Source organism: Streptomyces rapamycinicus NRRL 5491, from assembly GCF_024298965.1.
Taxonomy (GTDB): Bacteria; Actinomycetota; Actinomycetes; order Streptomycetales; family Streptomycetaceae; genus Streptomyces; species Streptomyces rapamycinicus.
Genome location: NZ_CP085193.1, coordinates 8,453,284 through 8,465,037, shown reverse-complemented (window position 1 = coordinate 8,465,037; position 11,754 = coordinate 8,453,284). Strand labels below are relative to the sequence as shown.

General features: G+C 69.4%; 10 protein-coding genes. 6 read left to right on the top strand and 4 right to left on the bottom strand.

The genetic code is table 11. The features are described from left to right. The first annotated feature begins 78 nt into the window (after positions 1-78). Positions 79-723, top strand: coding sequence for a biliverdin-producing heme oxygenase (locus LIV37_RS35500; protein ID WP_020871891.1), 645 nt, complete (start codon positions 79-81; stop codon positions 721-723). A gap of 170 nt (positions 724-893) precedes the next feature. On the opposite strand, the gene LIV37_RS35495 is transcribed toward LIV37_RS35500, so the two are convergent. Both LIV37_RS35495 and LIV37_RS35490 read right to left on the bottom strand, forming a co-directional pair. Beyond that, positions 894-3,275, bottom strand: a complete 2,382-nt coding sequence (locus LIV37_RS35495; RefSeq protein ID WP_254807132.1) for an ATP-binding protein — start codon at positions 3,273-3,275, stop codon at positions 894-896. Positions 3,276-3,541: 266 nt separating this feature from the next. Beyond that, on the bottom strand, positions 3,542-3,760 hold the full coding sequence (locus tag LIV37_RS35490; RefSeq protein WP_020871889.1) for a DUF397 domain-containing protein: 219 nt from the start codon (positions 3,758-3,760) through the stop codon (positions 3,542-3,544). Positions 3,761-4,385: 625 nt separating this feature from the next. Here LIV37_RS35490 and LIV37_RS35485 point away from each other — a divergent pair. Then, a complete protein-coding gene (locus LIV37_RS35485) occupies positions 4,386-6,974 on the top strand; it encodes an ATP-binding protein (RefSeq protein ID WP_254807131.1) in 2,589 nt (862 codons plus the stop codon). 432 nt (positions 6,975-7,406) lie between these two features. On the opposite strand, the gene LIV37_RS35480 is transcribed toward LIV37_RS35485, so the two are convergent. Together LIV37_RS35480 and LIV37_RS35475 are read right to left on the bottom strand one after the other, a co-directional pair. Then, complete coding sequence (locus tag LIV37_RS35480; protein WP_020871888.1) at positions 7,407-7,946, bottom strand: GNAT family N-acetyltransferase; 540 nt, start codon at positions 7,944-7,946, stop codon at positions 7,407-7,409. Continuing rightward, a complete protein-coding gene (locus LIV37_RS35475) occupies positions 7,931-8,920 on the bottom strand; it encodes an NsdA family TPR-like regulatory protein (protein WP_243146100.1) in 990 nt (329 codons plus the stop codon). The genes LIV37_RS35480 and LIV37_RS35475 overlap by 16 nt, the downstream gene beginning before the upstream one ends. 480 nt (positions 8,921-9,400) lie before the next feature. On the opposite strand from LIV37_RS35475, the gene LIV37_RS35470 reads away from it, so the two are divergent. From LIV37_RS35470 to efeO, 4 genes are all read left to right on the top strand, one after another. Next, positions 9,401-9,760: an ATP-binding protein gene (locus tag LIV37_RS35470; RefSeq protein WP_020871886.1), complete on the top strand. Its 360-nt coding sequence runs from the start codon at positions 9,401-9,403 to the stop codon at positions 9,758-9,760. Between the two features lie 70 nt (positions 9,761-9,830). Then, positions 9,831-10,013, top strand: coding sequence for a hypothetical protein (locus tag LIV37_RS35465; protein ID WP_020871885.1), 183 nt, complete (start codon positions 9,831-9,833; stop codon positions 10,011-10,013). Beyond that, on the top strand, positions 10,010-10,153 hold the full coding sequence (locus LIV37_RS35460; RefSeq protein WP_020871884.1) for a hypothetical protein: 144 nt from the start codon (positions 10,010-10,012) through the stop codon (positions 10,151-10,153). Before LIV37_RS35465 ends, LIV37_RS35460 begins: the two co-directional genes overlap by 4 nt. Before the next feature lie 460 nt (positions 10,154-10,613). Then, entirely contained in the window at positions 10,614-11,747 is a 1,134-nt protein-coding gene (efeO, locus tag LIV37_RS35455) for an iron uptake system protein EfeO (protein WP_020871883.1), read from the top strand. The last annotated feature ends 7 nt before the right edge of the window (positions 11,748-11,754 follow it).

Here is an 11,754-nt window from a genome sequence, read left to right as displayed (position 1 = left end):
CGGGAAAGCTATTGACGTAGGCAGTGGCCTCCACTTAGGTACGGCTAACCTACATACCCCGGCCCCCGGAGGTCCACCGTGGAGTTCTCCGCCCTGATCCGCAATGCCTCACGGGAAGCGCACTCGGACGTCGGGAGCTCGTCGTTCATGAGCGACCTGCTCGGTGGGCGGCTGGGGGTGGCGGCCTACCGCCGCTACTCCGAGCAGCTGTGGTTCGTCTACCGAGCCCTGGAGTCCCCTTCCGACGCACTCGCGGCGGACCCGGTGGCGGGCCCGTTCCTCCGGCCGGAGCTGGCCCGGCTGGCCGAGCTGGAGCGCGATCTGGCCCACCTCGGCGGCCCCGACTGGCGCAGCGGCCTCACCGCACTGCCCGCCACGGCGGCGTACGCGGCGCGGGTCGCGGAGTGCGCCCGCGACTGGCCCGCGGGCTATGTGGCCCACCACTACACCCGCTATCTGGGCGATCTGTCCGGCGGCCAGATCGTCCGGGACACGGCGGCGAAGACCTGGGGCTTCGACCGTAAGGGCGACGGGGTGCGGTTCTACGTCTTCGAGTCGATAGCCAACCCGGCGGCCTTCAAGCGGGAGTACCGCGCGCTGCTGGACGCCCTGCCGGTGGACGACCTGGAGAAGCAGCGCGTGGTGGAGGAGTGCAAGCGCGCCTACGCGCTGAACGCGGGGATCTTCCGGGAGCTGGCCGAGGAGTTCCGGCTCAGCGCCTGAGGCACCGCATGCGCGAAGCCCGCGCCCACCGGGCAGGAGGGATCGGTGAGCGCGGGCGACCGGTGCGGCGGCCGTGCCGCAGCGGGCCGGGGCTGCACTGCTCCGCGCCGCGTCACGTACGGCTCACCCGCGCGCCACGAGGGGGCGCGCGGACAGGAGCCGCTGTGGCGTCATCCGGTGGTCAGCTCCTGGAGCCGCTGGCGCAGGGCGGCAGCGGGCGGGTCGGTGAAGCCGTCGAGGAGGACGAGGGCTTCGGCGCGGTGCTGGCAGGCATGTTCGGACTGCTCATCAGCCGTGCAGACGTCGGCAAGGTGGGCGAGGGCGTTGGCCAGGCCCCAAGGCTGATTCTGGTCGCGGAGGATGCGGGCGGCCGTGGTGTGGAAGTCGATGGCCTCCGTCAGACGGCCGAGAGCGCGCAGGGTCTGGCCGATGCCGTCGTAGGCCAGGGCCTGGCCGGTGCGGTTACCGATGGAGCGCTGGAGCCTCTCACACACCCAGTACGCCTCAACGGCTTGCTCGTGACGGTTCTGTGCGTTCAGCAAGGTGGCCTGTTCGAGCCGGAGGGCTGCGTCGATGGTGACGAAGCTTGAGTGTTCCTGCAGCGAGAAGGCGTCCGCAAGATGCTCCTCGGCCTGGGCATATTGGCCTGTTTCCCGGGCGAGGCGGGCCAGAAGACGTAGGGCGTCGATGCGGAGAGAGTGATCGGCTCCGGTTTCCCGGTACACAGTCAGGGCTTGGCGGGTGAAGTGGGCGGCTTGATGGAGTTCGCCTAGGTCGGCGGCGGTGAAGCCGAGGTTGCACAGGACCACACCGGTCCAGTGGTGAGGGCCGTACTGCTGGTAGAGGGCCAAGGCCTGTTCCAGACGGGTACGGCTGGCGTCCAGTTCGCGGCGCCCCAGATGGACAAGGGCCAGGCCGTTGGCGGATTCCGCCATCCCGGCGTGGTCGTCAATGCGGGTACGGAGATCGAGTGCGGCCTGGTGGTGTTCGGTGGCTCGCACCAGTTGTCCGGAGTCTTTGTTCGCGATGCCCAGGGTGTTGTGCATGAGTGCCTGGGCCCGCTGGTCACCCAGCCGTCGGGCGGCCTCCAGCCCGATGTCGGCCATCGCCTTCCAGTCGTCGAAAACGCTGCGGGCCATGTGAATGCCGTGCAGAGCGGCCGGCAACTGCCACGCGATCTCCTCCAGTCCGGCCTGCGCGGCAGTTCGGGCGACGGCCAGGAGATTGGCCTGCTCGCTCTGGTGCCAGGCGAATGCTTCCTGCTGTCCGCCGAAGGCCATCACTGGTGCCGGGCCGGTCTGCTCCGAGGGCAGGATGGAAGGATCGAAGGTCTGGGCCGCCGCGCAGGCGGCATCGGCGGTGTAGAGGTACCAGCTGGCCAGGCGGTGGAACGCGGCGTGCTGGCCTTCGAGGGTCTCTTCCTGGTGGGCCTGGTCGGTGGCGTAGGCGCGCAGCAGGTCGTGGAACTGGTACCGGTCCGCCCCGATGGACTCGATGAGATGGGCACCCGCCAGGAGGTCAAGCAGGCTATGGGTCTGCCGGGGTTCCTGTTCGGTCAGGGCGGCGGCCGCATGAACCGAGATGTCCGGGCCCGGGTGCAGGCCAAGGAGTCGGAAGAGGCGGGCGGCGGGGGGAGGAAGGGTGCGGTAGGACCAGGCGAAGACGGTGCGTACCGCATCGGCCTCTTCCTCGTCGGGGCTGGAGAGCGCCTCCCACAGCGTCGACTCGTCCCGCAACTGCGCGGCCAGCTCGGGCAGAGCGAACAGCGGATGGGTGGCGGCGCGCTCGGCGGCGATCCGCAGAGCCAGCGGAAGACGCGCGCACAGCTGCGCCAGTTCGGCGATCTGGCCCGGGTCGTCACCGGTGCGGTAGCCGCGGGTGGCCGCGGTGATCAGCTCGGCCGATTCCTGCTCGCTGAGCATGCCCAGGGTGATGCGGCGGGCGCCGTCGCGCACGGCCAGCCCGGACAAGCGGTGACGGCTGGTCACCAACGTCAGGCAACCCGTGGTGCCGGGGAGCAGCGGGCGGACCTGCCCGACGGTGGCGGCGTTGTCCAGCACCACCAGGACCCGCTTGTCCGCCAGCAGCGACCGGTACAGCTCCGCTCGCTCCTCCAGCCCGGACGGAACCGCCGGACCCGGAACACCGAGCGCGCGCAGGAACCGCTCCAGCACCGCCGCAGGCGCCAGCGGCGGCCCAGTGTCATAGCCGCGTAGGTTCACGAACAGCTGTCCATGAGGGAAGCGTCCGCTGATCCGGTGTGCCAGGTGTACGGCGAGGGAGGTCTTGCCCACCCCGGCAGTTCCGGCGATCACAACGACCGACACGACCCCTTCCGGACCTCCGCCGTCCTCGGGCAGCAGTTCGTCCAGCTGCGCGAGTTCGGCCGCCCGGCCGACGAAGCCGGACACATCGCCCGGGAGCTGACGCGGCACGGGAACCTCGGCACTCACCGGGGCGGGACTGTGGAAGTGAACACCACCGTGTACGTGTCCGGCCTGCACCACATCACGGGCCGCCCCGGACAGATCCGACCACACCCCACCACGCACTGATCCGTCTCCCGGCCCGCCGGGTAAGACATCCCCCATCCCCAGCCCTCCCCCTTCAGACCTCTCGGCGCCCAGCGCCGTGACAACAGCGGCCCAGTCTCTTCCGCTTCCCAACCTCACACACGCCGCCCCGTCTGTCACGACGGCCTGGACGGCGATGAGGGCTCCGGAGATTCGGACCAAGTCGTACTGAGTCGTACTCAGTCAGCCCGAAAGGTGCTGTGGACCGGAATCGGCCCACAGCACCCTGACTACGCCCTGCTATATCAGGCGGGCATATTGAACTCGCCGTTCCACGCCCCGAGCAGGAACGCCTCCCACTCGGCCCGGTTGAATGTCACCATCGGGCCACTCCTGTCGTGAGTGTTACGCACGTGCGCCAGGCCCCGCTGGAAACGGACCTCCACGCAGTTGCCCCCGCCCCCGCTGAAGCTGCTCTTGAACCAGCCCTCGTCCGCCGGCGGGATCACCGTCATCGTGGTCATCGCCTTCTCCTTCCCCTCGCCCGGACCGCTCGCCCTGATGCGGCGCCCCGGTGCCATGAGCACACCGGTGAGAACAGGGGTGAGACCACGGTGAGAAGCACTCACTCACACCTCACTCACCACCAGCCCGGGAAAGCGCCAGCAAGGTATGCCGGCCGCAGACGGTCCCGGCGCCTTCGGCCAGAGGCACAGCGGCCAACCCGGGAACAGCCGCAAACCCGCTCCGAGGACATGGTGCCCCCAGCCCCGCGCAGCGGCTGCTCTGGTCACATCTGGGACAGGAGTGCTCTGCTGTGACGGGAGAGGCGGTTCGCTCCGGTATTTGCCCCTGTGCGCTTCTGGTACGCGCCCCGTGCGCTGTCCAACGGTGGTCCGCCAAGGACACGCCACCCCGAGCACCGAATCCGCGTTCGCCGATCCGAACCCGCCTGGGGCGCGTGACGGGGACCTGGACGGTAAGGGGCACGGCATGGACGCCACCGGCACATCACCAGACGACGAAGACCCGGTGGACCAACCCCGGCCGACCGCCCACCTGCGGCCCGTGCCAGACGAAGCCACTGACCCTCCGCTGCCCGTAGACGAACCGCACAGCCCACCGCCCGACCGGGCACCGGAGAACTCGGTGCCGGTCCCGGTCGCGGGCGGTGCGGACGGTCCGGTACGGCAGGCCGCCGAAGCGTTCGCGGCCGAACTGATCCGGCTGCGCACCGCCGCAAAACTCTCCCAACTCGCCCTGGCCCAGCGTCTCGGGTACACCAAGTCCTACGTCACCCATCTCGAACGCTGCACCCAGGCCCCCACCCAGCCGGTCGCCCGCCAGGCCGACGAGTTCTTCGGCTCCGGTGAGACCCTGACGCGCCTCTGGCGCGCCTACCACACCGCCCGCGCCGCAGGCCGACGCCAACAGTCAGGGCGCCCCACCCACCAGACGCCGCCACGGCCTGCCCCCGCCGCTCTGCACAGCACCCTGCCCCGCGACATCGCGGCCTTCACAGGTCGCGAGGGCGAACTCCACCGTCTCCTGCGCGTGGCCGAGGAGGGGCGCGCCCCGGTCATCAGCATCCACACCGTCGACGGCATGGCAGGCGTCGGGAAGACCGCGCTGGTCACCCACGCCGCCCACCAGCTCGCGGCCCGCTATCCGGACGGACATCGGTTCGTCGACCTCCACGCCCACACCGCCGGCCAGCCCCCCGCCGACCCTGCCGACGTCCTGGCCACCCTGCTCATCAGCATCGGCATCAGCCCTCAGAACTTGCCCGACACCCTGGAGGAGCGCGCCGCCATGTGGCGTGACCGACTGGCCGGAAGCAGGATGCTGCTGATCCTGGACAACGCCGCCGGACCCGACCAGGTCGAACCTCTCCTGCCTGCCTCCCAGGAGTGCCTGGTGCTGGTCACCAGCAGACGGCGCCTGATCGCCCTCGACGGCGCCGAACCCCTCCCCCTGGACACCCTGCCCCCCGACCAGGCCGCCCGCCTCTTCACCCGCCTGGCCCGCCGCACCCCCACCGACACGGACCACAGCGCGGTCACCGAAGCCGTACGGCTATGCGGCCACCTCCCCCTCGCGATCACCCTGCTCGCCGGACGCCTGGCCCACCACCCCGCCTGGGACCTCACCACCTTCACCGACGAATTCGCCACCGCACAGGACCGCCTGGGCGAACTGGAAACCAGCGACCGCGCCGTCGCCGCCGCCTTCGACCTCTCCTACCAAGACCTCCCACCCCACCTCCAGCACCTCTTCCGCCACCTCGGCCTCCACCCCGGCCCCGACATCGACCCCTACGCCACCGCCGCCCTCACCGACATCCCCCTCGCCCAGGCACGACGCCACCTGGAAACCCTCTACACCGACCACCTCATCGACGAGCCCGCCCCGCGCCGCTACCGCCTCCACGACCTGCTGCGCGAATACGCCCACACCCTCACCACCCACGACCCGGCAGACGCCCGCACCCAAGCCACCCAACGCCTCCTGAACTACTACACCCACACCGCCCAAACCGCCGACCACCACCTCAACACCACCTCGCGCCCCCACACCCACCCCACCCCAGCGCCCGGCGCGGTACCCGACCTCACCACTCGCGAACAGGCACTGAGCTGGATGCACACCGAACACCCCAACCTCCTCGCCTGCGCCCACCACACCGCCAATCACACCCAACCCACCCACCTCATCGCCCTCGCCGACGCCATGGCCGCCTACCTCCGTCAGCAAGGCCCCTGGGACCAGGCCATCACCCTCCACCGCACCGCCGCCGAGAGGGCACACCGCACCAACGACCCCCTCGGCGAAGCAGGCACCCTGCGGGACCTGGGCCGGGTACGCCAACTGACAGGGGACTTCACAGGGGCGGCCGAGCTGGCCGAGCAAGCCCTGGAGCTGTACCGCGCCCTCAACGACCCCCTCGGCGAAGCCCACGCCCTGTTAGACCTGGGCTGGGTACAGCAGCTGACGGGAGACTTCACAGCGGCAGGCAAGACAGCCGAACAGGCCCTGGAACTGTTCCGCGCCCTCAACGACCCCCTCGGCGAAGCCCACGCCCTGTTAGACCTGGGCTGGGTACAGCAGCTGACGGGAGACTTCACAGCGGCAGGCAAGACAGCCGAACAGGCCCTGGAACTGTTCCGCGCCCTCAACGACCCCCTCGGCGAAGCCCACGCCCTGTTAGACCTGGGCTGGGTACAGCGACTGACGGGAGACTTCACAGCGGCAGGCAAGACAGCCGAACAGGCCCTGGAACTGTTCCGCGCCCTCAACGACCCCCTCGGCGAGGCAGGCGCCCTGCGGGACCTGGGCTGGGTACGGCGACTGACGGGAGACTTCACAGCGGCGACCGGGCTGGCCAGGCAAGCACTGGAGCTGTACCGCACCCTCGGTAACCGCCTCGGCGAAGCCAACACCCTGCGGGAACTAGGCTGGGTACGGCGACTGACGGGAGACTTCACAGCGGCGACCGGGCTGGCCAGGCAAGCACTGGAGCTGTACCGCACCCTCGGCGACCGCCTCGGCGAGACGTACGTCCTGCTAGACCTGGGCTGGGTACGTCAGCTGACGGGGGACTTCACAGCGGCGACCGCTCTCCTGGTACGGTCACGCAGACTGTTCGAAGAAGTCGGTGATAGACAGCGGGAGACGGAAACGCTGAACAGCACGGGGCACCCTGCTCGCCCGCTCCGCGGGACCGCAACGGGCGCTTGACACCTATCAGTAAGCTCTCCTCCTGGCACGTCAGGTCCGCAGCCCCCTGGACGAGGCACACGCCCTTGAAGGGATTGCCCGCTGCCAGGCACACACCGACGCACTCGCCGCGATCAACAACCTCCGTGAAGCCGTTTCCATCTACCAACGCATCGGCGCCGCCGAAACAGCCACCGCCACCGACTACCTCACCCAACTGGAAACCGGACAAGCCTAGGCTCGCCATGCGATGAGCTGAGGGGCGAGCAGAGTGGATCGGCCTGATCGGGGCCTCAGTCGGGGCGGCGGGGCGCTCTCCTGGGTGGATGGCTCCAGCAGTGACACCGGGCGAAGATTGCCGAGGAGGAACGGCGGGAGGCGTACTCCAGAAGTGCGGCAGAGGCCGGGCTCAGCGCCCTGCTAAAACCCAGCACCAACCCTCCTGTTCTGGGCCTACTTCAGGGGCAACTCGGTGAGCATGACGGCGAAGACCGGGGAGTCCGGGAAGGGCTGGTCCTTGCCCACCTTGCGGAAGCCCCAAGACTCGTACAGGGCCTGCACCCGGGGGTGTTCGGTGTCCACCAGCAGGACCACGAGATCCTCGTCCCGGTCTGCCATCAGCGCGCGGGTCAGCCGCTCGGACACGCCCTGCTTCCGCCACGCCGGGATGACGGCCAGTTCGGAGTACGAGAAGGTCCGGTGCTTCTCCGGCGCCGGGTCGAGGTGCTCGCGCCACCACTCGCGACCGGGGCTGCCCGGGGCGCCGTAGGCGAAGCCCACCGCCTTGTCGCCGTCGTACGCGATCACGCAGGAGAACCCCGGCCGACCGCCCCAGTGGTCCACGAACCAGGGGAAGCGCTGGTTGAAGGGGTCGTCCATCTCGTCCGCGAGGGCGTCGGCGTGTACGTCGATGAGCGTCTGGCGGATCTCCGGGAGATCGGTCTGGGTGAAGTGTCGAACGTTCAGCCCTGCGGCGGTCACGCGCGGCTCCATTCGGTTCGGTAGCGGTCTCCCCACTCGCGGGCGACACCCGCATCCGGGGCAAGAATGATCAGGTCGCGGTAGTAGTCACCGAGATGAGAGCGCATCCGTCCGGGGATCGGGTGCCCGTCCATCAGGTCGAAGGCGGTGGAGGCCGTGGCGCACGCCTGGTCGACGTCGTGCTGGTGGAGCTGGGTCAGCGCGAGCCGTACGGTGGCCAGGGCGCGGTTGCGGCGGAACTGCTCGGGGATGGTGGCCAGCGCCTTGTGGGAGGCGGCCTCGGCCTCCGCAGGTTCACCGATTTTGTCCCGGACGATGGCCGTGAGGGCCATCAGCTCGCCAGGTCCGTAGAAGGCGGTCCAGCTCGGGCGGGGATCATTCAGGGACGCCTTGTCCAGCGCCTCCCAGGCGCACCCGAGGGAGCGTAAGGCGGCCTGTCGGTCGCCCAGGGTGGAGTGGCCGAGTGCCGTCCGGACATGGGCCAGAGAGGCGTAGAACGGGTCCCGCCGGGCGATGGCCGTCGCCTGGGCCGCATAGCCGGAGTCGACGGCCTCGGTATACGCACCGCGATGGTGGGCGAGGAAGGCGTGCAAGTTCCAGGCTTGCAGCTCGGCGACGGAGTCCTTGGCCATTCCGGCCAGATAGAGCGCCCGATCCAGCAGGCCGCGAGCCCGGTCGGTGCGCTTGTCGTCGATGGCGGACCAGGCGGCACTGCACGTGTAGTCGGCGGCCACGCTGAACAGCCTCTGGCGGATGCGCTGAGAGGCACCCAGCTTCTGCTTCTCCAGCGCCTTGGCCGCCCCGGCAAGGGCCCTGCGCTCCAGTTCGTCGTGGCCTCCCCGTGTGGCGTCCACGGCCACCAGGGCGTCCAAGCCGGAACGGAGCCGGATCACGTCTGAGGTGCCTACGGAGTGCTGTGCGATGAGAGGAACGGCGACCGCAGCCGTCGTACCGGTGGTGGCCATCAGGAAGTTCCTGCGCCTCACGGGATCCTCCGGTTCTGTGGCGGGGCATCTTCGGGCTGGCGGGACGAATCCCAGTTCTTCGGCACTACATCCGAATACTGCCTCTAAGGCTGCCCGCTGCCGAGAGTGCGGCCAACGGGTCTTTCCGGTCAGCCAGTTGCGGACCGTCCGGTCGCTGACCGTGCCTTCGTGGCCGTCGCGGTGCAGGTGAGTGTTCACCGCGTCCGCCAAGGCGGCCTGGGTGAGCCGCTCTCGCGCAGGGCGCTGATGAGGTGTTCGTTCCCCTCCACGTACCCACCGTAGCGATGTGAGCCCCCTCCGCGAGGAGAGTCGGTCGAGAATTTCCGGCTGGGCGATGTGCGCACCTGGGCGACATTTCCCTCTGTCGCGCGGCGAGCCGTCGTTCACTCGGACAAGGCCGCTCACTTCGCACCCACTGAGGTCCTGATGTCCGTGACCGCTACACCTCGCCCCACAGGGCACCCCGGGTACTCCCAGACCATGCGCCGCGTACCGGAGAGCGCGGGAGCCGCCCGCAAGCTGGTACGGACCGCACTGGCCGCCTGGGGGCAGGAGGGCCTGATAGAGGTCGCCGCGCTGGTGATCACGGAGCTGGTCTCCAACGCCGTGGATCACGCCCGTCTGGGGTCGATCCGCGTCGTCGTCACCCGACCGTCCGAGAAGTTCGTCCGCATCGGCGTGGTGGACCGGTCCCGCGATGTCCCCTACCTGCGGACAGACTCAGGCGGCGACAACACCCGAGGCCGGGGGCTGCTGTTGGTCGATGCCCTCACGGACCGGTGGGGGACGGACCGGTACCGCTGGGGCAAGCAGGTTTGGGGCGAGCTGAAGTGCGGTTGATCATCCGTAGCGTCGACTGCCCGCGTGGCCTCGTCACCACGCTCCGGGCCAGGCCGCAGGAGCGCTGCTGATGGCAGGCGGCGACCGGACCGGGGTCGCCTTGGACGCCGAGGAGGCGTGGCGGGCGGCCATCGAGCACGCTGCGGGCTGCCCGGCCTGCCGGACGCCCGGCGCCGTATGCGAGACCGGGGAGCGGCTGCTCAGCGCCTACGAGGAGGCAGCACGCCTGGCTCGGGCAGAGGAGGGCACATGAGGCGGTGCCGTCGGCGGTCGACCACCGCGCGGGCCGGGCTGCTCGCCTTCCGTGCCACCCCGCGCGTCCTGCTGCTCTGCGTGCCCGCGCCGCCGGTGCTCGCGGTCCGGCTCTGCTTCGCGAGCACCCCCGCCCCATGAGCCGGGTGGGTCGCTGGTGTTCCGGGCCCCCGTACCGGACGACGGCCCCAGCGGCCCGCCCTCCAGACCCCCTGCGGTAGGCGCAGCCGCCGCAGGACAGGGACTCCGGCCCCATTCGGGGATCGCAAGGCCGTAGTCCCCCTTCAGGAAAGCTCACGCCGACTTCCCATTTGCAGGCCAAGTGGTCGTCGGGGCGGCGGCGGGCGCCAGCGGGGGCGGCGCCAAAGACGACGTCAAAGGCGACATCCGACGAGCCGCGCCCATGAGAGGCGTGCGTCACTTTTCCCGGACTGCGAACCGCATCAAATCAGCCACCTTGGCCAAACCTTTGCCATCCGCAGAGCACTCCTTGACCTTACACAGGATCCACACAGGCAAGGCTCAGTTAAGTTAGGCCAGCCTTATCCGACCGTCTTACGCCCGTCCCGCCCGCCCTGCCCTGATTCCGTCTGGAGCCCGTATGCGAGCCGCTCGCACCTCCGTTGTCGCCGCGATATCGGCACTGACGACGATCACCGCCGTCGCCGGATGCGCCCAGAAGTCCGACGCCAAGGACTCCGACGCCATCCAGGTCACCGCCTCCGACAGCGCGTGCGAGGTCTCCAAGACCTCCTTCCCCGCCGGACATGTGAAGTTCGCGGTGGAGAACAAGGGCTCCAAGGTCACCGAGGTCTATGTCTACGCCCCGGGCGACCGGATCGTCACCGAGCGGGAGAACATCGGCCCCGGCACCAGCGCCTCGATCAACGCCGAGGTCAAGACCGGTTCCTACGAGATCGCCTGCAAGCCCGGGATGAAGGGCCACGGCATCCGCCAGAAGGTGTCCGCCACCGGCAAGGGCAATCCGGCCAAGCGCGATCCGAAGCTGGACAAGGCGGTGGCCGCGTACCGGACGTACGCCCAGAAGCAGGCCGACGACACGCTGCCCGCGGTCCAGAAGTTCGCCGACGCGGTCAAGAAGGACGACCTCGAGGGTGCCAAGAAGCTCTACGCCCCCTCGCGCATCGGCTGGGAGCGCACCGAGCCGGTAGCCGAGTCCTTCGGCGATATCGACCCCAAGGTGGATGTGCGCGAGGACGGCCTGGAGAAGGGCCAGAAGTGGACCGGCTGGCACCGGCTGGAGAAGTCGCTGTGGCAGACCAAGAAGATCACCGCGGCCGACCATGACCTCGCCGACCAGCTCATCAAGGACCTGAAGGACTGGCAGAAGCGCGTCGGCACCGCCGACATCACCCCCACCGGAATGGCCAACGGCGCCAAGGAGCTGCTGGACGAGGTGCAGACCGGCAAGGTCACCGGTGAGGAGGAGCGCTACAGCCACACCGACCTGGTGGACTTCGAGGGCAACGTCGAGGGCGCCGAGACCTCGTACAAGCTGCTGAAGCCTGTGGCGGCCAAGAACGACCCGGAGCTGGCCAAGGAGCTCGACAAGCAGTTCGCGGCCGTCGGAAAGCTGCTGGACCAGTACCGCGAGGGCGATGGCTTCGTGTCGTACGACACCGTCTCGGAGTCCCAGCGCAAGAAGCTGTCCGACGCGGTCAACGCGCTCGCCGAGCCGCTCTCCCGGCTCGCCGCCGCCGTCGTCACCAAGTGAGGGAGCC